Source organism: Amycolatopsis sp. NPDC051102 (assembly GCF_040682815.1).
In the GTDB taxonomy this organism is placed as follows: domain Bacteria; phylum Actinomycetota; class Actinomycetes; order Mycobacteriales; family Pseudonocardiaceae; genus Amycolatopsis.
Genome location: NZ_JBFBBT010000017.1, coordinates 1 through 23,721 on the forward strand (window position 1 = coordinate 1; position 23,721 = coordinate 23,721).

24 protein-coding genes and 2 riboswitches are annotated in these 23,721 nt (G+C 71.6%); of the genes, 13 read left to right on the plus strand and 11 right to left on the minus strand.

Going from position 1 to position 23,721, the window contains the following annotated elements; translation table 11 throughout:
• Nucleotides 1-60: 60 nt before the first annotated feature.
• A complete protein-coding gene (locus tag AB0M93_RS34485) occupies nt 61-1,107 on the minus strand; it encodes an SIS domain-containing protein (RefSeq protein ID WP_364281575.1) in 1,047 nt (348 codons plus the stop codon).
• A 148-nt stretch (nt 1,108-1,255) separates the two neighbouring features.
• Between AB0M93_RS34485 and AB0M93_RS34490 the strand changes: the two genes are divergently transcribed.
• Complete coding sequence (locus AB0M93_RS34490; RefSeq protein WP_086846871.1) at nt 1,256-2,011, plus strand: GntR family transcriptional regulator; 756 nt, start codon at nt 1,256-1,258, stop codon at nt 2,009-2,011.
• A 43-nt stretch (nt 2,012-2,054) separates the two neighbouring features.
• The gene (locus AB0M93_RS34495; RefSeq protein WP_364281578.1) at nt 2,055-3,584 is read left to right on the plus strand and encodes an MFS transporter; all 1,530 of its coding nucleotides are present in this window, start codon (nt 2,055-2,057) and stop codon (nt 3,582-3,584) included.
• On the opposite strand, the gene AB0M93_RS34500 is transcribed toward AB0M93_RS34495, so the two are convergent.
• Nucleotides 3,581-4,531 (minus strand): threonine/serine dehydratase, encoded by a 951-nt coding sequence (locus tag AB0M93_RS34500; protein ID WP_364281581.1) that lies wholly within the window; start codon nt 4,529-4,531, stop codon nt 3,581-3,583. The two genes, AB0M93_RS34495 and AB0M93_RS34500, sit on opposite strands and share 4 nt — an antisense overlap.
• Before the next feature lie 147 nt (nt 4,532-4,678).
• Between AB0M93_RS34500 and AB0M93_RS34505 the strand changes: the two genes are divergently transcribed.
• Nucleotides 4,679-5,407, plus strand: coding sequence for a hypothetical protein (locus AB0M93_RS34505; RefSeq protein WP_364281584.1), 729 nt, complete (start codon nt 4,679-4,681; stop codon nt 5,405-5,407).
• Here AB0M93_RS34505 and thiE read toward each other — a convergent pair whose 3' ends face one another.
• The gene (gene thiE / locus AB0M93_RS34510) at nt 5,408-6,067 is read right to left on the minus strand and encodes a thiamine phosphate synthase (protein WP_364281586.1); all 660 of its coding nucleotides are present in this window, start codon (nt 6,065-6,067) and stop codon (nt 5,408-5,410) included.
• A 134-nt stretch (nt 6,068-6,201) separates the two neighbouring features.
• A riboswitch (TPP riboswitch) is annotated at nt 6,202-6,307 on the plus strand.
• On the opposite strand from thiE, the gene thiO reads away from it, so the two are divergent.
• From thiO to AB0M93_RS34535, 5 genes are all read left to right on the plus strand, one after another.
• Entirely contained in the window at nt 6,301-7,374 is a 1,074-nt protein-coding gene (thiO, locus tag AB0M93_RS34515) for a glycine oxidase ThiO (protein ID WP_364281589.1), read from the plus strand. (Overlaps the previous riboswitch by 7 nt.)
• Nucleotides 7,374-7,574 (plus strand): sulfur carrier protein ThiS, encoded by a 201-nt coding sequence (thiS, locus tag AB0M93_RS34520; protein WP_364281591.1) that lies wholly within the window; start codon nt 7,374-7,376, stop codon nt 7,572-7,574. The genes thiO and thiS overlap by 1 nt, the downstream gene beginning before the upstream one ends.
• 1 nt (nt 7,575) lies before the next feature.
• On the plus strand, nt 7,576-8,334 hold the full coding sequence (locus tag AB0M93_RS34525; RefSeq protein WP_364281594.1) for a thiazole synthase: 759 nt from the start codon (nt 7,576-7,578) through the stop codon (nt 8,332-8,334).
• A gap of 84 nt (nt 8,335-8,418) precedes the next feature.
• Complete coding sequence (locus AB0M93_RS34530; protein WP_013230299.1) at nt 8,419-8,847, plus strand: MarR family transcriptional regulator; 429 nt, start codon at nt 8,419-8,421, stop codon at nt 8,845-8,847.
• A 123-nt stretch (nt 8,848-8,970) separates the two neighbouring features.
• A complete protein-coding gene (locus AB0M93_RS34535; protein WP_364281598.1) occupies nt 8,971-9,267 on the plus strand; it encodes a hypothetical protein in 297 nt (98 codons plus the stop codon).
• Nucleotides 9,268-9,270: 3 nt separating this feature from the next.
• Here the strand turns inward: AB0M93_RS34535 and thiD (AB0M93_RS34540) are convergent, their stop codons facing one another.
• Complete coding sequence (gene thiD, locus AB0M93_RS34540; RefSeq protein WP_364281601.1) at nt 9,271-10,098, minus strand: bifunctional hydroxymethylpyrimidine kinase/phosphomethylpyrimidine kinase; 828 nt, start codon at nt 10,096-10,098, stop codon at nt 9,271-9,273.
• 105 nt (nt 10,099-10,203) lie between these two features.
• On the opposite strand from thiD (AB0M93_RS34540), the gene AB0M93_RS34545 reads away from it, so the two are divergent.
• Nucleotides 10,204-11,214: a phosphatidylinositol-specific phospholipase C domain-containing protein gene (locus AB0M93_RS34545; protein WP_364281603.1), complete on the plus strand. Its 1,011-nt coding sequence runs from the start codon at nt 10,204-10,206 to the stop codon at nt 11,212-11,214.
• Here the strand turns inward: AB0M93_RS34545 and AB0M93_RS34550 are convergent.
• Entirely contained in the window at nt 11,211-12,134 is a 924-nt protein-coding gene (locus AB0M93_RS34550; RefSeq protein WP_364281606.1) for an NADP-dependent oxidoreductase, read from the minus strand. The two genes, AB0M93_RS34545 and AB0M93_RS34550, sit on opposite strands and share 4 nt — an antisense overlap.
• 92 nt (nt 12,135-12,226) lie before the next feature.
• On the opposite strand from AB0M93_RS34550, the gene AB0M93_RS34555 reads away from it, so the two are divergent.
• Nucleotides 12,227-12,622 (plus strand): helix-turn-helix domain-containing protein, encoded by a 396-nt coding sequence (locus AB0M93_RS34555; protein ID WP_364281608.1) that lies wholly within the window; start codon nt 12,227-12,229, stop codon nt 12,620-12,622.
• Here the strand turns inward: AB0M93_RS34555 and thiD (AB0M93_RS34560) are convergent.
• The 3 genes from thiD (AB0M93_RS34560) to AB0M93_RS34570 form a co-directional block, all read right to left on the minus strand.
• Nucleotides 12,619-13,419, minus strand: a complete 801-nt coding sequence (gene thiD, locus AB0M93_RS34560) for a bifunctional hydroxymethylpyrimidine kinase/phosphomethylpyrimidine kinase (protein WP_364281610.1) — start codon at nt 13,417-13,419, stop codon at nt 12,619-12,621. The two genes, AB0M93_RS34555 and thiD (AB0M93_RS34560), sit on opposite strands and share 4 nt — an antisense overlap.
• Nucleotides 13,416-15,053, minus strand: coding sequence for a phosphomethylpyrimidine synthase ThiC (gene thiC, locus AB0M93_RS34565; protein WP_364281613.1), 1,638 nt, complete (start codon nt 15,051-15,053; stop codon nt 13,416-13,418). The genes thiD (AB0M93_RS34560) and thiC overlap by 4 nt, the downstream gene beginning before the upstream one ends.
• A riboswitch (TPP riboswitch) is annotated at nt 15,047-15,168 on the minus strand. (Overlaps the previous gene by 7 nt.)
• A gap of 48 nt (nt 15,169-15,216) precedes the next feature.
• Nucleotides 15,217-16,128, minus strand: a complete 912-nt coding sequence (locus tag AB0M93_RS34570; protein ID WP_364281615.1) for a trypsin-like peptidase domain-containing protein — start codon at nt 16,126-16,128, stop codon at nt 15,217-15,219.
• Between the two features lie 200 nt (nt 16,129-16,328).
• Between AB0M93_RS34570 and AB0M93_RS34575 the strand changes: the two genes are divergently transcribed.
• Nucleotides 16,329-18,494: a glycoside hydrolase family 15 protein gene (locus tag AB0M93_RS34575; RefSeq protein ID WP_364281618.1), complete on the plus strand. Its 2,166-nt coding sequence runs from the start codon at nt 16,329-16,331 to the stop codon at nt 18,492-18,494.
• Between the two features lie 70 nt (nt 18,495-18,564).
• Here AB0M93_RS34575 and AB0M93_RS34580 read toward each other — a convergent pair whose 3' ends face one another.
• Nucleotides 18,565-19,143 carry a peptide deformylase gene (locus AB0M93_RS34580; protein ID WP_364281621.1) on the minus strand — a complete coding sequence of 193 codons (579 nt, stop codon included), beginning with the start codon at nt 19,141-19,143 and terminating at the stop codon, nt 18,565-18,567.
• A gap of 155 nt (nt 19,144-19,298) precedes the next feature.
• Here AB0M93_RS34580 and AB0M93_RS34585 point away from each other — a divergent pair, with 155 nt between their 5' ends.
• Both AB0M93_RS34585 and AB0M93_RS34590 read left to right on the plus strand, forming a co-directional pair.
• Entirely contained in the window at nt 19,299-19,607 is a 309-nt protein-coding gene (locus AB0M93_RS34585; RefSeq protein WP_364281624.1) for a DUF3263 domain-containing protein, read from the plus strand.
• Entirely contained in the window at nt 19,604-20,254 is a 651-nt protein-coding gene (locus tag AB0M93_RS34590; RefSeq protein WP_364281627.1) for a LytR C-terminal domain-containing protein, read from the plus strand. The genes AB0M93_RS34585 and AB0M93_RS34590 overlap by 4 nt, the downstream gene beginning before the upstream one ends.
• 37 nt (nt 20,255-20,291) lie before the next feature.
• Here AB0M93_RS34590 and AB0M93_RS34595 read toward each other — a convergent pair whose 3' ends face one another.
• Together AB0M93_RS34595 and pssA are read right to left on the minus strand one after the other, a co-directional pair.
• Nucleotides 20,292-22,556, minus strand: a complete 2,265-nt coding sequence (locus tag AB0M93_RS34595) for an AAA family ATPase (protein WP_364281629.1) — start codon at nt 22,554-22,556, stop codon at nt 20,292-20,294.
• A gap of 216 nt (nt 22,557-22,772) precedes the next feature.
• Nucleotides 22,773-23,720: a CDP-diacylglycerol--serine O-phosphatidyltransferase gene (gene pssA, locus AB0M93_RS34600; protein ID WP_364281632.1), complete on the minus strand. Its 948-nt coding sequence runs from the start codon at nt 23,718-23,720 to the stop codon at nt 22,773-22,775.
• Nucleotide 23,721: the final 1 nt, after the last annotated feature.

The window sequence follows — 23,721 nt, forward strand, 5'->3', positions numbered from 1 at the left end:
CGGCGTCGACCAGGGCGGCCCTGGTCGACGTGCCGCCGGCGTCGACGCCCACCGCGAAGCTCACCGGGTCTTGGTCACCTTCAGCAGGCCGCGCGGGCTGTCCGGGTCGCCGCCGCGGGCCAGCGACAGGCCGAGCGCGATCCGCTGGATCGGCAGGATCTCCAGGATCGGCGCCAGCTCCTCGGCCGTCGGGGCGACGTCGATGCGCAGCGCCGCGGGCACCTCGGCGGCGGCCGAACCGACCGCGAGGACGTCCGCGCCGCGCTTGCCGACGGCCTCGAGGACCTCGTGCATCGCCCGGCCGCCGTGGCCGGCGCTGGTCACCGCGAGCACGGCGGTCTCGCCGTCCACCGCCGCGACCGGGCCGTGCAGCAGGTCCGCGCCGCTGTACGCGCGGGCGGCGAGGTAGCTGGTCTCGGCGAGCTTGAGGGAACCCTCGAGCGCGCTGGCGTAGGAGTAGCCGCGGCCGGTGGTGAGGACCCGGTCCACGAACCGGTACCGGTCGACCGCGCGCTGCACGCCCTCGTCGGCGCCGTCCAGGGTCTGCTGGGCCAGCTCGCCGATCTGCTCGGCGTCGGCGGCCTTGCCCCCGCGGACGGCGTCGATCAACAGGTACAGCGCCATCAGCGTCGCGGAGTACGTCTTGGTCGCGGCGACGGCCTTCTCCACCCCCGCGCCGATGTCGACGCCGAGCTCGGACGCCGCCCGCAGCGGCGAGTCCGGCGTGTTGGTGACCGACACCGTCAGCGCGCCCTGGCGCCGCGCCGTTTCGGTGACCTCGATCAGGTCAGGCGAGCCGCCGCTCTGGCTGACCGTGACGAACAGCACGTCCCGCAGATCCGGCCGCGCGCCGTACAGCGTGGCCGTGGACGGGGAAACCAGACCGGCCGGAAGGCCGAGGAGTACCTCGATCAGGTACTTCGCGTACAACGCTGCGTGGTCGCTTGATCCACGCGCGGCGAGCAACGCGAACCGCGGGGGGCGTTGTGAGATCTTTTCCGCCACCTCGGCGATTTCCGCCTGACGAGCCACCAGTCCGGCCAGGACGTCCGGTTGCTGGGCGATCTCCGCGGCCATGTGCTCGCCGGGCCGTTGTTCGGTCATCATTTTCCTCTCCACCTCCGGCATTATGTACCGGACTCAGGCGGCGTCGGTCAGGTCTAGACCAATGTTATAGGGGCGGCGCGTTTGGGGAAAAGGGTACGTTTCTTACGGGGACGTGGCGTGCGATGAGGGAAGACATAGGGAGCCGGGCATGTTGGAGACCACCACCACGGGCGAGGCGGGCGCCGTCGCCGGGATGCGCGGGCAGCGCGAGCCCAAGTACTGGGCGTTGAAACAGCACCTCCTCGATCTCCTGGACGTGCTGCCGCCGGGGTCGCCGATCCCGACCGAACGCGCGCTCGCCGGGGAGTTCACGGTCTCCCGCACCACCGTGCGCCAGGCGCTGGCCGACCTGACCGCCGAGGGCCGCCTGCACCGTGTGCAGGGAAAAGGCACGTTCGCGGCCGAACCGAAGCTCGCGCAGCGGCTGCAGTTGTCCTCCTACACCGAGGACATGCGCAAGCAGGGGCTGAAGCCGTCGTCGAAGCTGCTCGAAGTCGAGGAAATGCCGGTCGAGGGCGATCTCGCGAAGCTGCTCGGAATCCGGACCGGCGCGAAAATCCTTCGCCTTCGACGGCTTCGACTGGCGGACTCGCAGCCGATGGCGCTCGAGACGACGCACCTGCCGCTCGGCCGTTTCCGCGGGCTGCGCAAGCACGTCTCCGCCGGCGGTTCGTTGTACGCCGTTCTGCGCGAGCACTACGGCGTCGAACTCGAGCGCGCGGAAGAGACGATCGAGACGTCGCTGGCGGGGCCGCAGGAAGCGGAGATGCTCGGCGCCGACGTCGGCATGCCGGTGCTGATGCTGACCCGGCACTCGTTCGCCACCGACGGCAAGCCGGTCGAATTCGCCCGCTCGGTCTACCGCGGTGACCGCTACAAGTTCGTGACGACGCTGCTGCCGTAAGCGCGCGGTTGACGACAGTCCCCGGTCGCGGTGGAGTGACCGGGTGACTGCGACTGAAGACACCGGGATCCGGTGGGGTACCGGTGCCGCCCGCGGCCTGCTGGCCACCACCATCCTCGGTTCCGGCATGGCGATGCTCGACGGCACGATCGTCAACGTCGCCCTGCCCCGCATCGGCGCCGAGCTCAACGCTTCCGTCGCGGGGCTCCAGTGGATCCTCGACGGCTACATGCTGGCGCTCGCCGCGCTCATCCTCGTCGCGGGCTCGCTCGGCGACCGGTACGGCCGTCGTCGCATGTACCTCGTCGGCGTCGTCTGGTTCGGCGTCGCGTCCGGGCTGTGCGCCGCCGCGACGTCCACCGAGATGCTCGTCGCGACCCGGATCCTCCAGGGCATCGGCGGCGCGCTGCTGACGCCCGGGTCGCTCGCGATCCTCCAGTCGTCCTTCGCGCACGACGCGCGCGCCCGCGCGATCGGCGCCTGGTCCGGCCTCGGTGGCATCGCGGCCGCCGCCGGGCCGCTGCTCGGCGGATTCCTCGTGCAGGTGTGGTCGTGGCGGCTGGCGTTCCTCATCAACGTGCCGATCGCGGTCGCCGTGGTGCTGATGGCGCGGAAATTCGTCCCCGAATCCCGTGACCCGGACGCCACCGGGCACCCGGACTTCGGCGCCGCCGCGCTCGGCGCCCTCGGCCTCGCCGGGGTGACCGGCGCGCTGGTGGAGGCGCCCGCCCGCGGCATCGGCGACCCGATCGTGCTGGTCGCGGGCCTGCTGGGAATCGGGGGGCTGGCCGCGTTCGGGTACGTCCAGCACCGCTCGCGTGAGCCGCTCGTGCCGCCGTCGCTGTTCCGCGACCGCACGTTCACCCTCTCGAACGCGCTGACGTTCGTGGTCTACGCGGCGCTCGGCGGCGTGATGATGCTGCTGGTCATGCAGCTGCAGGTGTCGCTCGGCTACTCGCCGACCGCGTCCGGGCTGGCCGGGCTGCCGTTGACGGTGATCATGCTGCTGCTTTCGGGCCGCTCCGGCGCGCTCGCGCAGCGCATCGGCCCGCGGACGCAGCTGGTCGTCGGCCCGATCGTCGTCGGCATCGGGATGCTGCTGATGCTGCGCATCGCGCCCGGCGCGTCCTACCTCGGGACGGTGCTGCCCGCGGTCGTCGTGTTCGGCCTCGGCCTGGCGACGGTGGTGGCGCCGGTGACGGCGACGGTGCTCGCCGCGGCCCCGGACCGCTACGCCGGTGTCGCGTCCGGCGTCAACAACGCCATCGCCCGGTCAGGGGGCCTGCTGGCGGTCGCGGTGCTGCCGGCGGCGGCCGGGCTGACCGGCGAGGCGTACGCGGACCCGGTGGCGCTGACGGCGGGCTGGCGGACGGCGCTGGTCATCTGCGCGGCCCTGGCGATCGCCGGCGGCCTGATCGCGCTGGGCATCCACAACGGCGTCCTCGCGCCACCGTCGCCGGCGGAAGCCAAGCCCGACGACGAGTGCCCCCACCTGGGCGAGTGCTACCACTGCGGCGTCGAGGGCCCGCCGACGCACATCCGCGGCGGCGGGGCCCCGGTCGCCGGGGCCTAGCCCGCGAGGATCCCGGCGAACATCGCCGGGTCGGCGTTGCCGCCCGAGACGAGCGCGACCGTCTTCCCGGCCGGCAGCTCGGCGGCGTGGGACAGGTACGCCGCCGTCGTCACCGCGCCGCTGGGCTCGGCGACCAGCCGGGCCTTGGTGGCGAGGACGCGGACGGCTTCGCGGATCTCGTCCTCGGTGACCGTCACCATGTCGTCGACGACCTCCCGGAGGTGGGCGAAGGTCAGCTCCGACGGCTCCGAGCGCAGGCCGTCGGCGATCGTGCGGGCGCGGTCGGCCTGCGGCCACCGGACCAGCTGGCCCCGCCGGAGGCTGTCGGCGACGTCCGCGGCCAGCGCCGGTTCGACGCCGATCACGCGCGCCCGCGGGCAGCGGGCCCGGAGCGCGGTGCCCACGCCGGCCGCCAGCCCGCCGCCGCTGATCGGCACCAGCACGACGTCGACGTCCGGCAGGTCTTCGGCGATCTCCAGGCCCGCCGTGCCCTGCCCGGCGATGATGGCCGCGTGGTCGAAGGGCGGGACGAGGGTCAGCCCGCGTTCGGCGGCCAGTTCGCGCGCTTTGCCCTCGTGTTCGCCGATCGGCACCTCGATCACCTCGGCGCCGTACGCGCGGGTGGCCTCGACCTTGATCCGCGGCGCGACGTCCGGCACGACGATCACCGCGGGCACGCCGTACCGCTGCGCGGCGTACGCGACTGCCTGCGCGTGGTTGCCGCTCGAGTACGCGATGACGCCGCGGGCGCGGGCCGCGTCGTCCAGGGTGGCGATGGCGTTGAACGCGCCGCGCACCTTGAACGCCCCGACCGGTTGCAGGTTTTCGGGTTTGAGCCACAGGGTTCCGCGGGGATCCCAGGTCTGGAGCAACAGGGGCGTGCGCACGGCGACATCGGCGACGCGCTTCGCGGCGGCCTCGATGTCAGAGATCGTCACCAGTTCCATGTGCCGAGTATGTCAAGAAAACGTTCGATCTGGAGTGTCTATTATGGACAGACGAAGTGGTCCTCCTCACGCTGCGGCAACGAGGGGAGTGCTTCGCGCGCCTTAGACGTTGGACAGGGGAGAACACGGACTACCTAGATCGGGATCATGAGCAAGGAGAACGTAGCGGCTTCGGAAGAAAAGGAACAGAAGCCGGGCCTGCGGATCGCGCAGGTACTGGCGGCGGCGCTGGCGGCGGTGACCGCGGCGCTGCTCGGTTCGACGCTGGGCGTGGCGGGCACGGTGATCGGTGCCGGCGTGGCGAGCGTGGTGTCGACGGTCGGCAGCGAGCTGTACCTGCGCTCGCTGGAGCGCACCCGCGCGGCGGCGCTCAAGGCGCGCCAGCTGGCGACGTCGGGAATCCGGCGGCGCGGGCCCGCGGTCGACATCACCGAGCAGCCGACGGTCCAGCTGAAACCGCCGGAGGAAGAGCCGTCACGGCTGTCGGCGCGGCTGCGGAAGCTGCGCTGGCCGTTGATCATCGGCACGAGCCTGGCGGCGTTCGCGGTGGCGATCCTGTCGATGGTGGGGGTGGACGCGGCCACGGGGGGCAAGGTGGCGGGCGGCACGGGCGCGAGCGTCGGCAAGATCTTCGGCGGCGGCGCCGGCCACGAGGACAAGACCCCGTCGACGACCCCGCCGACCTCGACGAACGACACGCAGGTGTCCCCGACGGAGACGACACCGACGGAGACTTCGACCCCGCCGACGACGTCCTCCGGCACCCCGACGACGACCACCCCGAGCACGACGACCGAGCAGCCGTCGACCTCGGCCCCGGCCACGACGGCGACCCCGCCGACCAGCAAGGGCGCGGCGACGACGCCGACCCCGTGATCAGGGCAGCCGGGCTCGCAGGTCGCGTGCCGCGGCTTCGGGGTCCTCGGCCTCGGTGATCGCCCGGACCACCACGATCCGGGACGCCCCCGCCTCCAGCACCTCGGGCAGCCGGTCGCCGTCGATGCCGCCGATCGCGAACCACGGCCGGTCGGGGGCCCAGGCCGCCGTCGCGCGCACCAGGTCCAGGCCCGGGGCCGGGCGGCCCGGCTTGGTCGGCGTCGGCCAGCACGGGCCGGTGCAGAAGTAGTCCACGCCGGGCTCCGCGGCCGCGGCGAGCGCCTGGTCGAGCGAGTGCGTCGAGCGGCCGATCACGACGTCGTCGCCCAGGATGCGCCGGGCCAGCGGCACCGGGATGTCGTCCTGTCCGAGGTGGAGCACGTCGGCACCGACGGCCAAGGCCACGTCGGCGCGGTCGTTCACCGACAGCAGGGCGCCGTGGCGGGCGCACGCCTCGGCCAGCACCTCCAGCGCCGCGATCTCGCCGGCCGCCTCCAAGGCGCCGGTCTTGTCGCGCAGCTGGATGACGTCGACGCCGCCCGCGAGGGCCGCGTCGGCGAAGGCGGCGAGGTCGCCGCGGTCCGTGCGGGCGTCCGTGCACAGGTACAGGCGCGCCGCGTCGAGGCGGGCGCGGATCTTGTCACCGGAGAGGGCGGGCATAGCGGCGACCGTACCTGGCGCCGTTGGTAATCCGACCAAAGCAGGCCGCCCGGCGAGCGGTGCGCGCCCGTTGCCACGAAAGCCATCCGGCCGTGACTGCGGTTGGATTATCAACGAACGGCACAGTAAGGTGGAGGAGTCCGCACGGGAGCCCGAGGCACGGGCTGAGAGGGAGCTGCCGCTCCGACCGTGGAACCTGATCCGGGTCATGCCGGCGCAGGGAGCGTGATTCCATGACGAACCTGGCAGTGGTGGGCGGCGGCGTGATCGGCCTCGCCACCGCGTGGCGTGCCGCGCGCACCGGCCGAAGTGTCACCCTCTACGACCCCGAACCCGCCCGCGGTGGTGCGTCCTGGCTGGCCGGCGGCATGCTCGCCCCGGTCACCGAGGCGTGGCCGGGCGAGGAAGGCGTCCTCCGCCTCGGCGAAGCGTCGCTCAAACGCTGGCCGGATTTCGCCCGTGACCTCGCGGCAGAGGGGGTCGATCCCGGCCTGGCCGGGCACGGGACGCTCGTCGTCGCCTTCGACAGCGCCGACGCCGGTTACCTGGACATCCTGGCCGGCCACCTGCACTCCCTCGGCCGCGCGGCCGAGCGGCTCACCGGCCGGGAGGCCAAGCGGCTCGAACCCGGCCTCGGGTCTGTCCGAAGTGGACTCCACGTGCCCGGCGACCTGGCCGTGGACAACCGGAAACTGCTCGACGCGCTGTACGCGGCCTGCGTCAACCGCCGAGTCAGGTTCGTCCGCGAGCGCGTCGGAGAACTGCCGGACGCCGAAGCCGTCGTGCTCGCCGCGGGCGCCTGGACCGGGCAGCTGCACCCGCTGCTCGCCGACGCCGTGCGCCCGCTCAAGGGCGAAATCCTGCGGCTGCGGCCCCGCCGTGGCTGCCTGCCGCCGCCCGCGCACACCGTCCGGGCCGTCGTCGAAGGCCGCCCGATCTACCTCGTGCCGCGCGGCGACCGCGAGCTCGTCCTCGGCGCCACCCAGTACGAGGCCGGGTTCGACCAGACCGTCACCGTCCGCGGCGTGCGCGAGCTGCTCGAAGGCGCCGAGCGCGTCTTCCCCGCGATCACCGAGTACGAGCTGGCCGAGACCGCCGCGGGCCTGCGGGCCGGCAGCCGGGACGCGCTGCCGTACCTCGGCGCCTTGGACGGCAGGGTGTTTGCCGCGACCGGGCACCACCGCAACGGCCTGCTGATGGCCCCGGTGACCGCGGACGCCGTGGTCGCCTGGCTCGAGGGGGAGAAGCCGCCGGAAGGCACCGAAGCGGCGTCCCCCGCCCGCCTGCACCAGAAGGAGCACGTGTGATGGAGATCAAGCTCAACGGCGAGTGGACGGCGTTCCCGGACGGCGCCACCGTCGCCGACGTCCTCGACGCGTCGGGCGGGCAACGGCCCGGGATCGCCGTCGCGGTCGACGGCGTCGTCGTCCGCCGAGCCGAATGGGCCACCACCGCCGTCCCCAAGGGCGCGGTCCTCGACGTGCTCACCGCGGTCCAGGGAGGCTGAAATGGACGAAGAACCACTGGTCATCGGCACGACCAAGCTGACGTCCCGGCTGATCATCGGCACCGGCGGCGCGGCCAACCTGGCCGTGCTGGAACGCGCGCTGGTGGCGTCCGGCACCGAGCTGACCACCGTCGCCATGCGCCGCGCCGACGCCGAGGGCGGCTCCGGCGTCCTCGAACTCCTGAACCGGCTGGGCATCGAGCTGCTGCCGAACACCGCGGGCTGCCGGACGGCCGCCGAAGCCGTGCTCACCGCGCAGCTCGCCCGCGAGGCGCTGGGAACCGACCTCATCAAGCTCGAGGTGCACGCCGACGACCGGACGCTGCTGCCGGACCCCATCGAAACCCTCGACGCCGCCGAACGGCTGGCCGCCGACGGGTTCACCGTGTTCGCCTACACGAACGACGACCCGGTGCTCGCGCTGCGCCTGGAGGAGGCCGGCTGTGCCGCGGTGATGCCGCTGGGCGCGCCGATCGGCACCGGCCTCGGCATCCGGAATCCGCACAACATCGAGCTGATCGTGTCGCGGGCGGGTGTGCCGGTGATCCTGGACGCCGGAATCGGCACGGCGTCGGACGCGACGCTGGCGATGGAGCTCGGCTGCGACGCCGTCCTGCTGTCGACGGCCGTCACCCGGGCGGCCGATCCCGAGCGGATGGCCGCGGCGATGCGCGCGGGCGTCGTCGCCGGACGGCTGGCCCGCGAGGCCGGGCGCGTGCCGCAGCGCTTCTGGGCGCAAGCGTCGAGTCCACCACGGTGAACCGGAGCGCCTTCACGCCGAGTGTGCACCACCAGCCCGTAAGGTGGACGGCATTTCCCGGCGCACCGGCAGAAGGAGCCAGCCGTGACGAGCACATCGGTCCAGGACGTCTCGGGCAGGTTGTACCTCGCCGTGGGCAGGCTGTCCCGGTCACTGCGGCAGGCCGGCGTGCCGGGGCCGGGCCACGGCGCCATCTCGGCGCTGGCGACGCTGGTGCACGCGGGCCAGCTCCGGCTCGGTGACCTCGCGGCCAAGGAGGGCGTGGCCGCGGCGACCATGTCGCGGATCATCGCGTCCCTGGTCGAGGCGGGGTACGTCAGCCGCGAGTCCGATCCGATCGACCGGCGGGCTTGGCTGGCGAAGGCGACCGAAGAGGGTGAGCGGCTCGTCTCCGGCGTCCGCTCGACGCGGGTCCAGGAGCTGAACCGGCGCCTCGACCGGCTCTCACCCGAGCACCGCGAAGCCCTGACAGCGGCGATCCCGGCGCTCGAAGCCCTGATCGCCGACGACTGAGCCGCTCTCCGGCGCAGCTCGCCCTCCACGCCGCTGACCACTTTCCGCATCGACGGCCCGACCGGGATCAGCCGCAGAACGCGTGCGGCGGCAAAGGTTTCTTGCGAGCGGAGAGGGAAATGCATGAGTGAGGGCCCGGAGGTCCCGCTGGCGCGGCTGCGCGAGGTGACCGAGCTCCTGCTGGCGCACGCGGAACGCGCCGGTGCTTCGGTCACGCTCGAGCACGACCTGTTCTGGGAGGTGCCGCCGGAACAGCGCCACGACCCCGGCCACGAGCCCACCGGGCTCACGCTCGGTGCGCTGAGCGAATCGTGGGCGCAGCTGTCGGCGATGGCCGACGACCCCGATCGGGTGGTCGGGTACGGCCTGGTCTGGCTGGCCGACGTCCTGCGCGCGCTCGGCCATCAGTCGATCGGCTGAACCTCAGCGCTCCTCGGGAGCCAGCCGCCAGAAGGCCGAGACCGGGCCGACCTTCGCGCCCATCGGGTACGCGTGCTCGACCGCGTGCGAGACGAACCACTTGCCGTAGCGCGCGGCCTCGACCACGGACATCCCCTTGGCCAGGCCCGCCGTCAGCGCCGACGCCATCGTGTCGCCCGCGCCGTGCGTGTGCGGCGTCGAATACCGCTTGCCCGGCAGCTCCACGAACGTCGAACCGTCGAACAGCAGGTCCACGCACTCCGGGTCGGCCTGCAGGTGGCCGCTCTTGACCAGGACGTACCGCGGGCCCATCCGGTGCAGCACCACCGCCGCGGTGTGCATGCCCTCGCGGTCGGTCACCGTCATCCCGGTGAGCAGCCGGACCTCGTCGAGGTTCGGGGTCAGCACCGTCGCCCGGGGCAGCAGTTCGTCGCGCAGGGCGTGCAGGCCGGCCTCGTCGAACAGGGGGTGGCCGTGCATCGACGCCGCGACCGGGTCCACCACGAACGGGATCTTCTCGTCCCGCCCGATCCCCGCCTTGTCGCACGCCGCCGCGACGGCGTGGATGATCTCGGCCGAGGCCAGCATGCCGGTCTTCGCCGCGCCGACGCCCATGTCCGCCGCCACGGCCTCGATCTGCCCGGCCACGATGTGCGGCGGCAGGTCGGCGCGGTCGTGCACGCCCAGGGTGTTCTGCACGGTGACGGCGGTGACCGCGACCAGGCCGTGCACGCCGCAGGTCAGGAACGTGCGCAGGTCCGCCTGCAGCCCCGCGGCACCCCCGGAGTCCGACCCGGCGATCGTCAAGGCGGTCGGAAGGCTCGTCGTCATGGTGGTTTCCCGACTTCTGGTCTAGGCCAATCAGCCTCTTTTGCTTCATCAACAGTCAACCACGGTGGGACATTGTGAACGTTACTCACGTTCGAAGGAGCCTGGATGAAGCTCTTCTCGGTGGCACTCCTCACGGCCGCGCTCACGCTCTCCGGAGCGACCGCCGCGCATGCCGACAGTCCCAAGCTTTCCCACGTCACGACCGTCGGCGTGCACAACACCTACGACCCGGCGGCCTACGGCTACCTCGCCCAGGCGCTCGACGCCGGCTCGTCGCTGATCGAGCTGGACGTCTGGCCGGACTTCTTCACCCACGAGTGGAAGGTCAGCCACTCGAACCCGCTGGGGAACCAGAACAACTGCGTCGCCGCGACTTCGGCGTCGCAGCTGTACTCCGGCGGCACGAACAAGAACCTGGAGTACTGCCTCGACGACATCCGGATCTGGCTGGCCGCGCACCCCGGGCACATGCCGATCACGCTCAAGATCGAGATGAAGACGGGCTTTTCGGACAACACCGGCCTGGGCCCGGACGAGCTGGACGCCACGTTCCGGGCGCACCTCGGCAGCGTCGCCTTCCGTCCGGCGGAGCTGCTCGGCGGCTACGGCACGCTCGACGACGCGGCCAAAGCGGACAACTGGCCGTCCGTGGACGCGTTGCGGGGCCGGGTGATCACCGAGATCATCCCGGGCACGGTCGAGGAGGGGAACCCGACCGACACGCTGCACACCGACGTCGAGTACGCGCGGTACCTGGTCGGCCTCAAGAACGCGGGCAAGCTCGGCGACGCGAACATCTTCCCGACCGTGCACGGCGCGGCCGGCGGTGACCCGCGGGACAAGTACACCGCCGACCTCAAGCCGTGGTTCGTCGTCTTCGACGGCGACGCGAACGCGTGGGTGACCCAGACCGGGCCGTGGTGGTACGACGCCAACCACTACTACCTGGTGATGACCGACGGGCAGAACGTCGCGCCGGCCATCGACGCCCACAACCCGACGGTCGACCAGGCCGGCCAGCGCGTCGCCGAGCTGGCGAAGCAGCACGCGTCGGTGGTCACTTCGGACTGGACCGGGCTCACGACGGTGCTGCCGCAGGTGCTCGCGCGGGGTTAGACGGTCAGCACGAGCTTGCCGGACACCCGGCCCGCTTCGCCCAGCTCGTGCGCCTTGGCGGCGTCCGCCAGCGGGAAGGTCCGCTCGACGTGGACCTTCAGCTGACCGGCCTCGACGAGTTCGACGAGGCCGGTCAGCCCGCCGCGGTCCGGTTCGACGAGGATCCGCCTCGTGCGCACGTTCCTGGCCTCGGCGGCTTTTTCGACCCGGTCGCCGACACCGCTGGGCACGCCGATCAGCAGGCTGCCCTCCTTGATCGCGGGCAGCCAGCGCAGGTCGCTGTCCTCGCCGACGAGTCCGAAGTAGACGTCCACATCGGACGCCGTGGCTTCGGTGTCGTGGTAGTCGATCGCCTCGTCCACGCCGAGTTCGCGCAGGAATTCGTGCTTCTTCGCGCTGGCCGTGCCGATGACGTACGCGCCGCGCGCCTTGGCGATCTGCACGGCGAGGTGGCCGACGCCGCCCGCGGCGGCGTCGACGAACACGCGTTGTCCCTTGTGGACGCCGGCGACGTCGACCAGCCCCTGCCACGCGGTCAGCCCGGCCAGCGGCAGCGCGGCGGCCTCGGCGAACGACAGCCCGGCCGGCTTGCGCACGAAGTGCCTTGAGGGCGCGGTGACGTACTCGGCGTAGGCGTTGGCCGGCCGCGGGAACCACGGCATGCCGAGGACTTCGTCGCCCTTCTCGAGGCCGGTGGCGCCGAAGCCGGTCTCTTCGACGACGCCGGCGACGTCCCAGCCGACGGTGAACGGCGGCTCGCCGAGGAATCCGCCGCCGCGCCGCACCTTCCAGTCGACCGGGTTGATGCCGGCGGCCTTCACCCGCACCAGGACCTCCGTGGGCCCGGGTTCGGGGCGCGGTGCCTCGGTGACGCGGAGCACCTCCGGGCCGCCGAGGGCCTGCTGGGTCACGATGCGCATCGGTTCTCTCCTTCGGAGTTCGGGGTCGCCTCCATCTTCGGATCCTTGGTCACTTTTCGCCAGAAGGCACTTGCCTGTATCGTAGGTACCTGATGGATACCACCTGTGACCAGGGCGGACCCTGGGATGTGTACCTCCGCAACTGCCCGTGCCGGGACGTGCTGGACCTGCTGGCCAACAAGTGGACGGCCCTGGTGCTGGGCGCGCTGGCCCGCGGCCCGCACCGGTTCGGCGAGCTGCGCCGCGCGGTCGACGGCATCAGCCAGAAGATGCTGACGCAGAACCTCCGCCAGCTGGAGCGCGACGGCTTCGTGACGCGCACGGTCTACCCGACGACCCCGCCGACGGTGGAGTACGCCCTGACGGAGATGGGGGCCGAGGTGGGCGCGCACCTGATCGCGCTGAGCGCGTGGTCGCAGGCGAACTTCGGCCGCATCCGCTCGGCCCGCGAGGAATACGACGGCCGCGAGCTGCAGCCGGTCCGTTAGTCCTTGTCCAGCGCCCAGAACGGCGAGACCGGCCCCACGCCCGCACCCAGCGGGTAGGCCTCCGCGACGCACCGCTCGATGAACTTCTTCCCCGCCGCCACGGCGTCCGGCACCGAGGCGCCCTTCGCGAGCGATGCCGTGATCGCCGACGCCAGGGTGTCGCCGCCGCCGTGGGTGTTCTCCGTCTTGTACCTCGGACCGGTCAGCTCGATGAGTTCGCGGCCGTCCGAGAGCAGGTCCACGCAGTTTTCCGTGCCCTGCATGTGGCCGCCCTTCACCAGGACCCACTGCGAGCCGAAGGCCAGCAACGCCTCAGCCGCCTCGCGCTGGGTAGCCGGGTCCACGACATTCACACCGGTCAGCAATCGGACCTCGTCCAGGTTCGGCGTGATCAGCGTTGCGCGGGGGAACAGCTCCGTGCGGATTGCCTCCAGGGCGTCCTCATGCAGGAGCGAGTGTCCCGTCATCGAAGCCGCCACCGGGTCGACCACGAACGGGAACGGCCCGACTTCGTCCAGGGTCTTCGCCACCGCACGGATGATCTCCGCCGTCGCCAGCATGCCCGTCTTCGCCGCGTCGACGCCCATGTCCGACGCCACCGCCTTGATCTGCGCGGTGACGACGTCGGCCGGGATCTCCGTGAAACCCTGCACGCCCAGCGAGTTCTGCACCGTGACCGCCGTCAACGCCACCAGGCCGTGGACCCCGTTCGCGAAGAACGTGCGCAGGTCCGCCTGGATGCCCGCACCGCCGCCGGAATCGGATCCGGCGATGGTGAGGGCGGTCCTCGGTGTCACGGCTGCACCACCGGCAAATAGACCTTGCCGCCGGACTCGGTGAACTCCGCCGACTTCGAAGCCATCCCGGCCTCGATCGCCTCCACGGTGGACAGTCCGTGCTCCTCGGCGTACTTGCGGACGTCCTGGGTGATCCGCATCGAGCAGAACTTCGGGCCGCACATCGAGCAGAAGTGCGCGGTCTTGGCCGGCTCGGCGGGCAGCGTCTCGTCGTGGAACGACCGGGCGGTGTCCGGGTCGAGCGAGAGGTTGAACTGGTCGTTCCAGCGGAACTCGAAGCGTGCCTTGGACAGCTCGTCGTCCCACTCCTGCGCGTACTGGTGCCCCTTGGCCAGGTCGGCGGCGTGCGCGGCGATCTTGTACGTGATCACGCCGGTCTTGACGTCGTCGCGGTTGGGCAGGCCGAGGTGCTCCTTCGGCGTGACGTAGCACAGCATCGCCGTGCCGTACCAGCCGATCTGCGCCGCGCCGATGGCCGAGGTGATGTGGTCGTACGCCGGGGCGATGTCCGTCGCTAGTGGACCGAGGGTGTAGAACGGCGCCTCGCCGCAGAGCTTTTCCTCGAGTTCGACGTTCTCCTTGATCTTGTGCATCGGCACGTGACCGGGGCCCTCGATCATCACCTGGACGTCGTGCGAGCGCGCGATGTGCGTCAGCTCGCCGAGGGTTTCCAGCTCGGCGAACTGGGCGCGGTCGTTGGCGTCGGCGATCGAGCCGGGGCGCAGGCCGTCGCCGAGGGAGAACGTGACGTCGTACTGCCGGAGGATCTCGCAGAGTTCTTCGAAGTGGGTGTACAAAAAGGACTCTTGGTGGTGCGCCAGGCACCAGGCCGCCATGATCGACCCGCCGCGGCTGACGATCCCGGTGACGCGCCGCGCGGTCAGCGGGATGTAGCGCAGCAGCACGCCGGCGTGCACGGTGACGTAGTCGACACCTTGTTCGCACTGCTCGATGATCGTGTCGCGGTAGACCTCCCACGACAGCTTTTCCGGTTCGCCGTCGACCTTTTCCAGTGCCTGGTAGATCGGCACGGTGCCGACCGGGACCGGCGAGTTGCGGATGATCCACTCGCGCGTCTCGTGGATCCGCTTGCCGGTGGACAGGTCCATGATCGTGTCGGCACCCCAGCGGGTGGCCCACACCATCTTGTCGACCTCTTCCTCGACCGACGACCAGACGGCCGAGTTGCCCATGTTGGCGTTGATCTTCACCAGGAAGTTCTTGCCGATGATCATCGGCTCGGTCTCGGGGTGCTTGCGGTTGGCCGGGATCACCGCGCGGCCGCGGGCCACCTCGTCCCGCACGAACTCCGGCGAAACCCGTTCGCGGGCCGCGACGTACTCCATTTCGCGGGTGATGACGCCCTGTTTGGCCCAGCCGAGCTGGGTGTTGTGCTCGCGTCCGTCGGCCCAGCCGGCCCGCAGCCGGTGGAGTCCACTGTGGACGTCGATGGTGGCTTCGGGATCGGTGTACGGGCCCGAAGTGTCGTAGACGTCGAACTGTTCACCGTTGGAGAGGTCGATCCGCCGGACGGGGACGCGGAGCCCGGATTCCGTCTGGTGGTACGCCTTGTGCGAGCCGGTGATCGGGCCAGTGGTCACCTTTACGGCAGCATTGTTTTCGAGCGTCGTCAACGACTTTCACTCCCTACGCCGGCATTACCCGGTCAGGTTCATGCGGTCGGTGACGCCTGCGAAACGCAAGTCACCCTCTCAGCCCGCCATGGCGCGAGCTCCCGCGTTGGTGTTGTGCCACCGACCATGCCACGCCGGAGCGCGATACTCAAGTCAGGTCACCTCACCCGACCAGTTCGGCCGGGGTGGCGTAGACGTCGACCATGGCGCCGCCCCGCAGCACGGTGATCGGCAGTGCGGTGCCGATCACTTCCGCGAACAGCTGCCGCTGGATGCCCTGGGCGTCCGAGACGCGCGTGCGTCCGACGGTCAGCACGAGGTCGCCGGCCTTGAGCCCCGCCCGGTCCGCGGGACCGCCGGACACGACCTCGTGCACCCGCAGCCCGGCGTGCTGCCCGGTGCGTTCGGCGACGTCGTCCGGCAGCGGCGCGGGCACGCCGACGACGCCGAGGTACGCGCGCCGCACGCGCCCCTCGACGACGAGCGTGTCGATGATCCGCCGCGTGGTGGCGTTGATCGGCACGGCGAGCCCGAGCCCGATCCCGGCGACGGCGGTGTTGACGCCGACGACCCGGCCGGCGGAGTCGGCGAGCGCGCCGCCGGAGTTGCCGGGGTTCAGCGCGGCGTCGGTCTGGATGACGTCCTCGATCACGCGGGTCGTGCGCCCCTGCCGCACCGGCAGCGCCCGCCCGAGCGCGCTGACGACCCCGGCGGTGACGGTGCCGGAGAAGCCGAGCGGGCTGCCGACGGCCACGACGAGCTGCCCGACGACGAGCCGATCGGCGTCGCCCAGCCGGACGGCCGACGGCGTCTCGCCGCGCGCCCTCAGCACGGCGAGATCGGACAGCGGGTCGGCGCCGACGACGTCGAAGGGCACTTCGCTGCCGTCGGCGAACGTGGCGACGCCGCGTCGGTGGTCGCTGACGACGTGGGCGTTGGTGAGCAGGTGGCCGTCGTCGGCGAAGACGACCGCCGAGCCGCCGCCGCGCGCGAGCTGCACGCCGGCGACGTGCGGGGTGACGGTCTTCGCGACGGTGCTGACCGCGCGCGAGTAGGCGTCCATCGCCTCATCCATGCGTACCTCGATTACAGCGTTGCAGGTACTACAATTCTGCGCCCGGAAACCGGACGGGAACGTTCGCTGTCCGTGAACCGGCGGCCGGACCAGTGACGGTCAGTGGTTCACCGGATCGGACCATGCGCCGGTGAAGGATCGGCGGCAGACTCCCAAGTCGCTTCTGTAACGGTGCAGAAGCGATCTTCTGTGGGGTTGATATGCGCAAACTCATTTCCGGCGCCTTCGCCGGACTGCTGGTCACCGGCCTGATCCCGGCGACCGCGGTGGCCGCGACCCAGGCTCCCGGCGCACCCGGGGCCCACCCGAGCTGGCTGCCCGCGAACAAGACCGGGTTCGGCACGGCCCACGACCGGTCGAGCAACGTCTGGTTCACCCTCCAGGGCGGACAGCTGTCCGAGGTCTACTACCCGGACCTGTCGACGCCGAGCGTCCGTTCGCTGAACTTCGTCGTCACGGACGGCCGCAGCTTCGCCGTCGCCGACTACACGGCGAAGTCCCAGCAGGTCCGGCGAACCGACGACGACAGTCTCACCTACGAGCAGACCATCACCGACGACCAGCACCGCTGGCGGCTGCGCAAGACCTACGTCACCGACCCGGCCGCCACGACCGTGCTGGTGGACGTCGACTTCCAGTCGCTCACCGGGCGGCCCTACCAGCTCTACGCGGTCGCCGACCCGGACCTCACCAACGACGGCTCGGACGACTCCGCCGCCCGCCAAGGCGATGCCGTCACCGCGCAGGACGCGACCAACGCCGCCGCGCTGACCGCGAAGCCCGCGTTCACGAAGACGAGCGTCGGCTACGCGGGCGCGTCCGACGGGAACACGCAGCTCACGAAGACCTTCAAACTGGCGCAGTACGACACCGCCGAGAAGGGCAACGTCGTGCTGACCGGGCAGACGAACGCCGACGGGCTGTGGAACCGGCACGTCACCCTCGCCCTCGGCATGGGCGCGAAGGCCGCCGGCGCGCTCGGCAGCGCGCAGGCGTCGCAGCGACGCGGCGTCCGCGACATCACCCGCGCGTACGACCGCGGCTGGCAGCAGTACCTGCGGGGGATCAGCAAGCCGCCCTCGTCGCTGAAGACCGATGCCGAGCGCGACCTCTACAAGGCGTCGATGCTGACCCTCGCCGCCAGCGAGGACAAGCACCACCCGGGCGCGTTCATCGCGTCGCCGAGCATGCCGTGGCGATTCGGGAACAACGACCCGGAGTGGTCGCCGTCCGGCACCTACCACCTCGTCTGGCCGCGTGACCTCTACCAGATCGCGACCGGCCTGGCCGCCGGCGGCGACCAGGCGGCCGCGAACCGGGCCGTCAGCTACATGTTCGGCACGCAGCAGCAGGCCGACGGGCACATGCCGCAGAACAGCCGCGTCGACGGCGTCCCGTACTGGACGTCGGTGCAGCTCGACGAGACCGCGTTCCCGATCGTGCTCGCCCAGCAGCTCGGCCGGAACGACCTGTGGCCCGGCGTCCGCAAGGCCGCCGACTTCATCCTCGGGTACAAGGGTCCGGACGGGCAGGCGTCGCCGTACACCCAGCAGGAGCGCTGGGAGGAGCAGGACGGCTGGTCCCCGTCGACCATCGCCTCGGTGATCGCCGGGCTCGTCTGCGCCGCCGACCTGGCGAAGCACAACGGTGCGGCCGCCGATGCGGCCCGGTACCTCGCCGCGGCCGACAAGATGAAGGCCGACCTGCCCAAGCAGACGATCACCACGAACGGGCCGCTGTCGAAGGACCCGTACTTCGTCCGGCTCACGAAGGACGCCAACGCGAACAACGGGACGACGTACAACCTCGGCAACTCGAGCGTGACGATGGACCAGCGCGCGGTCACCGACGCGGGCTTCCTCGACCTGGTCCGGCTCGGCGTCTACCGCGCCGACGACCCGGTGATCCGCAACAGCGTGCGCGTCACGGACAAGGAAATCGCCTTCACCACGCCGACCGGCCAGTTCTGGCACCGCTACACGAAGGACGGCTACGGCGAGCAGGCCGACGGCTCGCCGTGGGACTACACCTTCCCCGCGGAGAGCCGCACGACGTTCGGCCGGCTGTGGCCGCTGCTCGCCGGTGAGCGCGGCGAGTACGAGCTGACGCTCGGCGATCCGGCGTCGGCCACGCGGCGGCTGCGTGACCTCGGCCGGGTGAGCAGCTCGGCGGAGACCATGCCGGAGCAGGTGTGGGACGAGAACCCGCCGTCCGGGCAGACCGGCTTCCCGGCCGGCACGCCGAACACGTCGGCGACCCCGCTGGCCTGGACGCACGCCCAGTACGTCCGGCTCGCCTGGGACGTCAGGGCGGGCTCGGTCCTGGAGACGCCGAAGGTGGTCCGCTGCCACTTCCTCGGCTGCTGAGGTCTGCCGCGGCTTGTCGTGAGTGTTTAGGCGAGTTCTAACTCGTCTAAACACTCACGACCGTGGGCGGTCAGATGACGGCGCCGTCGTCCTCGGGGGTCCGCGGCGGCAGCCACGAGTTGCCGGGGACGCCCCACTTGTTGTGCTTCAGCATCTTCTTCGCCGCGCGCGCGTGCCGCCCGACCAGGCGGTCCAGGTAGATGTAGCCGTCCAGGTGGTCGGTCTCGTGCTGCAGGCAGCGCGCGAAGTAGCCGGTGCCCTCGACCTCGATCGGGTTGCCCTCGATGTCGGAGCCGGTCACCTTCGCCCACTTCGCGCGGCCCGTCGGGTACGACTCGCCGGGCGCCGAGAGGCAGCCCTCCCAGTCGTCGTCCGGGTCCGGCATGGTCTCCGGGATCTCCGACGTCTCCAGCTTCGGGTTGACGACGACGCCCTTGTGGCGCACGCCCTCGTCGTCCGGGCAGTCGTAGACGAACACCCGCAGGTCGAGGCCGATCTGGTTGGCCGCGAGGCCGACGCCCTCGGCGGCGTACATCGTCTCGAACATGTCGTCCACGAGCGTGCTCAGCTTCTCGTCGAACTCGGTGATCTCCCGAGTCGGCTGGTGCAGCACGGGTTCGCCGGCGATCACGATGGGGTGGATGGTCACGGCGAGCCAGTTTAGTCGGACCCCTCTGGTAGACCTGCATCAGACCGTGACGCGCCGACGTCGATGCCCACGTCGGCACTGGCTTCCGTGGTTGAATGGCGCCCGCGGAAGAGCTAGGTCTGAATCGCCAGGACGCCCGATTGAGAGGGACTCGGATGGACGCCGCGGAGTCGATGGCTGAGCCGCAGCCGTCGCCGCCGAAGCCCGTGCCCGGCCTGACCGAACGCGAGGTCGAGATCCTCGCCTTCGAGCGTCAGTGGTGGCGGCACGCCGGGGCGAAGGAGAACGCCATCCGCGAACGCTTCGACTTGTCTGCGACGCGCTACTACCAGCTGCTCAACAAGCTGCTGGAGAAGCCGGAGGCGATCGAAGCCGACCCGATGCTGGTGAAGCGGTTGCAAAAGACACGCGCCGCCCGCCAGCGCAAGCGAGGCGCCCGGCGACTGGGGATCGAGCTGAAATGAGTGTGTTTTCGGGCATGTCCCGGCCGATGAAGGCCGCGGGCGTCGTGTTGGTCGGCGTGGCGATCGTCGCGGCCGTGATCGGCGGGATCACCGCGCTGGGCGGAGGCAACGGGTCGAACGAAGCCGGCCCGAGCGGCACTTCGACGCAGCCGGGCACGCCCGGCGGGACGTCGGCGCCGTCGTCGGGTACTTCTTCGACACCCCCTTCCACCTCGGCGAGTCCTTCGTCGCCGGTTCCGCCGCCGTCGACTTCGCCGGCGCCGGGCGGCGCGACCTCGGCCCCTCCCGGCCAGTCGGGCCAGCCAGGGCAGCCCGGTCAGCCGGGCGGTGACCAGCAGGCGTCCAACAAGTGGGTGACCGTCCGGGTCTTCAACAACTCGACGATCAAGGGCCTGGCCGACCGGGCGGCGGACGACTTCCGCAACGGGGGCTGGAACGTCAACGAGGTCAGCAACTACTCCCAGGGCATCATCCCGACGACCACGGCGTACTACCGGCCGGGCACCGACGAGGAAGCGGCGGCCAAGCAGCTGGCGCAGGAGTTCGACATCAAGGCCGAGCCGCGCTTCGAGGGCATCCAGAGCGCGAGCCCCGGCGTGATCGTCATCGTGACGAAGGAGTACCAGTCGGGCCACAAGGGCAGCTGAATCCCGGAGAGGCGGCCGTCACCGACGGCCGCCTCTTTCATTCGCCGGCCTGGTTCTTCGCGTACGCCTCGAGTGCCGCCAGCTGGGCCGGGTCGAGACTCGGCCGGACAGCCTTGCGGGCCGCCTCCAGGTGGGCCGCGGTGACTTCGCGGGCCTCCAGCGACTCGCGCATCGCCGTCAACGCCGCTTCGCGGATCAGCGCCGCGCAGTCGGCGGCCGAGTAACCGTCCAGAGTGGACGCCACCTCGGCGAGGTCGACGTCCTCGGCCAGCGGCGTGTTCTTCGAACTGGCCGCGAGGATCGCCGCGCGGGCCTCGGCGTCCGGCGGCGGCACGTAGACGCGGCGCTCGAGCCGTCCCGGCCGCAGCAGCGCGGGGTCGACCAATTCCGGCCGGTTCGTCGCACCCAGGACGACGACCTCGCGCATCGGCTCGACGCCGTCGAGCTCGGTGAGCAGGGCCGCGACCACGCGGTCGGCGACGCCGGAGTCGGACGACTGGCCGCGGCGCGGGGCCAGCGCGTCGATCTCGTCCAGGAAGATCAGCGCGGGCGCGGCCTCGGCGGCCCGGCGGAACAGCTCGCGCACCGCGCGTTCGGACTCGCCGACCCACTTGTCCATCAGCTCGGCGCCCTTGACCGCGAAGACGTTCAGCGCGCCGGTGCCGGCCAGCGCCCGCACGAGGAACGTCTTGCCGCCGCCGGGCGGCCCGTACAGCAGCACCCCGCGCGGCGGTTCGACGCCGAGCCGCGCGAACGAGTCCGGGTACCGCAGCGGCCACAGCACGGCTTCGGTGAGGGACTGCTTGACGTCGACCATGTTCCCGACGTCGTCCAGGGTCAGCCCGCCGGTGGCCAGGTTGTCCGAAGTGGACATCGAGACCGGCCGGACGGTGGCCAGCGCGTCCAGCAGGTCCTGCTGGGAGATGCGCGGTTCGTCGGTGTCGCGCTGGCGCAGCGCCGCCCGCAGCGCGGCGTCCCGGCGCAGGGCGATCAGGTCCGCCGCGACGAAGCCCGGCGTCCGCTCGGCGAGGAGGCCGCAGTCGATGCCCTGGTCCAGCGGGACGTCCCGGAGCAGGACGTTCAGCAGCTCACGGCGGGTCTTCGCGTCCGGAAGGGGCAGGCCGAGCTCGCGGTCCAGCAGGTCGGCGGCGCGCAGCCGCGGGTCGGCGGACTCCGCACGGGCCGTCGTCGCGACGACGGCGAAGCGCTCGCGTTTGAGAGCGGTCCTCAATTCCTCCAGCACGACGGTGGCGACCGGCGGCGGGCTCGTCGCGGGCAGCAGCGCGTCGACGTCGGTGAGCAGGAGGACCGACGGGCCTTCGGCGGTGCGGACGGCCTCGCGCAGCCGCGCGACCGCGACGTTCGGGTCCAGCACCGCGAGGTTCGGCGCGGCCAGCGGGATGATCTTGATGTCGGCGTCGTGGGCCACCGACCGCACGAGTGTCGACTTGCCGACGCCCTCGGGACCGGAGAGCAGAACGCCGAGGTGGGCGGGCGCGCCGAGCCGGGCCAGCAGCTCGGGCCGGTGGAAGGCGAGGTCGAACCACTCGCCGAGCTTGCGCGCGGCGGCCTCGGCGCCGATCAGGTCGGCCAGCGGCACGGCCGGCTCTTCTTCGGTGGTGGCGACCTCGTCCTCGACGACCTCGGCGTCGATCCACTCCTCGGCCGCGGTGACGGCGGAGGTGCGGACCAGCGCGGTCGCCGTCCGGGGCGCGGCGGGTTCGGCGGCCGGGCGCGCGCCGTCACGCCAGGTGACCACTGTGGACGGTCCGACCGCGACGGTGCCGGCGGGCTCGGTGGCGGTGACGGTGAGCAGCTCGTTCGTCCAGGTGGCGCCGACCGCCCGCGACAGCTGGCCGCGCAGGCCGGCGGGGTCCGACCCCGGCGACGGCGCGAGGTCCTGCGGCAGCAGCGAAACGGCGTCGCCGACGGTGAGCACCTTGCCGATCAGCGCGAGCCGCAGCATGTGCGGGCTGACCGAGACGCTGGCCAGCCGCGACCCGGCGACGGTCACCGTCTTGGCCGCCGCGACCTCGGCGGGCGCGACCACGACCTCCGAGCCCTCGGTGACGCCCAGGTTCGACATCGTGACGTCGTCGGTGAGCAGCACGCCGGGCACGCCGGTCTCGTCGGCGGGCGCGGCGAGCGCGGCGCTGACCCGCGCCCCGGTGAGGTGCACGGCGTCCCAGGCCCGCAGGCCGAGCGCGTCGAGGACTTCGGGATGCAGCCGGACGACGCCCCGGCGCGTGTCCAGCGCGGACGGCGTGTGCCGGACGGTCAGCGTGATCTGCGGGTGGCTCACGCCGTTCACCCTAGCGAGCCGACGCCCCCGGAGGACCCGAGAACCCGTGTCGTCCCTTCAATCACGCGTGTCGGCTCCTCAATCACGCGTGTCGGCTCTTCGATCACGGGCATTGAGCCCGATCGCCGTGCCTGGAGGGTCGACTCGCGTGATTGGCGGGTCGACTCGCGTGTCTGGAGGGTCGACTCGCGTGTCTGGAGGGTCGACACGGCCTGCTTACTTGCGGCGGAGGCCGATCTGGCGCCATGAACGGCGGCGGGGGCCCTGGCCGTTTTCGCTGCCGCGGGGGGTGCGGACCGTCTCGCGGGGGAGGCGGACCGCGCGCATTGCCGCGCCTGCCACGCGGCGGCGCAGCGGGGGACGCAGGCCCAGGCGGCGCGAGGAGCGGGCGCGGCGGATCGCGCGGCGCTCGCGCGGCGGGACCGTCCAGGCCTCCGGGTGCGCCGCCAGCCAGCGGTGCCGGTGGATCGAGTACGGGATGTGCGCCAGGTACAGCAGCATCGCCGCGACCAGGGCGACCAGCGGGAACTGGATGATCGCCGCGGCCAGCAGGGCGACGCCGATCAGCAGCGGCGCGATCGCCCTGGCCGGCGCCTTGACCGTCTTCAGCGACAGCGTCGGGATGCGGCTGATCAGCAGCGCGGCGATGGCGACCGTCCACGCCCACACGACGTACTGCGTCGACCACCAGCCTTCGCCCCACTGCAGGTAGGCGACCAGTGGCAGCATCGCCAGCAGGCCGCCCGCCGGCGCCGGGACGCCGACGAAGAACTCGCTCGCGTACGGCGGCTGCTCGGTGTCGTCGAGCAGCGTGTTGAACCGGGCCAGCCGCAGGATCATGCAGACGGCGAAGATCAGCGACGCCACCCAGCCGATCCGGTCGGCACCCGTCTGCCAGACGTAGATCACCAGCGCCGGCGCGACGCCGAACGAGATGCCGTCGGACAGCGAGTCCAGCTCCGCGCCCATCTTCGACGTCGCGTCCAGCAGGCGGGCGATGCGGCCGTCCAGGCTGTCGAGCACCGCCGCGATGCCGATCGAGGCGATGGCCATCGCGTAGTTCCTGGTCAGCGCGAACTGCACGGCCGACAGGCCCGCGCACAGCGCCAGCACGGTGATGGCGTTCGGCAGCAGCCGGACGCCCGGGGTGGTCACGCGGACCATC

Bases quoted from the DNA above. Each gene is read 5' to 3' on its own strand.
- AB0M93_RS34550 (WP_364281606.1), bottom strand. From the start codon at position 12,134: ATGCGCATCGTGACCCAGCAGGCCCTCGGCGGCCCGGAGGTGCTCCGC.
- AB0M93_RS34575 (WP_364281618.1), top strand. From the start codon at position 16,329: ATGCGCAAACTCATTTCCGGCGCCTTCGCCGGACTGCTGGTCACCGGC.
- AB0M93_RS34500 (WP_364281581.1), bottom strand. From the start codon at position 4,531: ATGGAACTGGTGACGATCTCTGACATCGAGGCCGCCGCGAAGCGCGTC.
- thiS (WP_364281591.1), top strand. From the start codon at position 7,374: ATGGAGATCAAGCTCAACGGCGAGTGGACGGCGTTCCCGGACGGCGCC.
- AB0M93_RS34555 (WP_364281608.1), top strand. From the start codon at position 12,227: ATGGATACCACCTGTGACCAGGGCGGACCCTGGGATGTGTACCTCCGC.
- AB0M93_RS34490 (WP_086846871.1), top strand. From the start codon at position 1,256: ATGTTGGAGACCACCACCACGGGCGAGGCGGGCGCCGTCGCCGGGATG.
- pssA (WP_364281632.1), bottom strand. From the start codon at position 23,720: ATGGTCCGCGTGACCACCCCGGGCGTCCGGCTGCTGCCGAACGCCATC.
- thiD (WP_364281601.1), bottom strand. From the start codon at position 10,098: ATGACGACGAGCCTTCCGACCGCCTTGACGATCGCCGGGTCGGACTCC.
- AB0M93_RS34570 (WP_364281615.1), bottom strand. From the start codon at position 16,128: ATGGATGAGGCGATGGACGCCTACTCGCGCGCGGTCAGCACCGTCGCG.
- thiO (WP_364281589.1), top strand. From the start codon at position 6,301: ATGACGAACCTGGCAGTGGTGGGCGGCGGCGTGATCGGCCTCGCCACC.
- AB0M93_RS34585 (WP_364281624.1), top strand. From the start codon at position 19,299: ATGGACGCCGCGGAGTCGATGGCTGAGCCGCAGCCGTCGCCGCCGAAG.
- AB0M93_RS34590 (WP_364281627.1), top strand. From the start codon at position 19,604: ATGAGTGTGTTTTCGGGCATGTCCCGGCCGATGAAGGCCGCGGGCGTC.
- AB0M93_RS34545 (WP_364281603.1), top strand. From the start codon at position 10,204: ATGAAGCTCTTCTCGGTGGCACTCCTCACGGCCGCGCTCACGCTCTCC.
- AB0M93_RS34505 (WP_364281584.1), top strand. From the start codon at position 4,679: ATGAGCAAGGAGAACGTAGCGGCTTCGGAAGAAAAGGAACAGAAGCCG.
- thiE (WP_364281586.1), bottom strand. From the start codon at position 6,067: ATGCCCGCCCTCTCCGGTGACAAGATCCGCGCCCGCCTCGACGCGGCG.
- AB0M93_RS34525 (WP_364281594.1), top strand. From the start codon at position 7,576: ATGGACGAAGAACCACTGGTCATCGGCACGACCAAGCTGACGTCCCGG.
- AB0M93_RS34485 (WP_364281575.1), bottom strand. From the start codon at position 1,107: ATGATGACCGAACAACGGCCCGGCGAGCACATGGCCGCGGAGATCGCC.
- AB0M93_RS34535 (WP_364281598.1), top strand. From the start codon at position 8,971: ATGAGTGAGGGCCCGGAGGTCCCGCTGGCGCGGCTGCGCGAGGTGACC.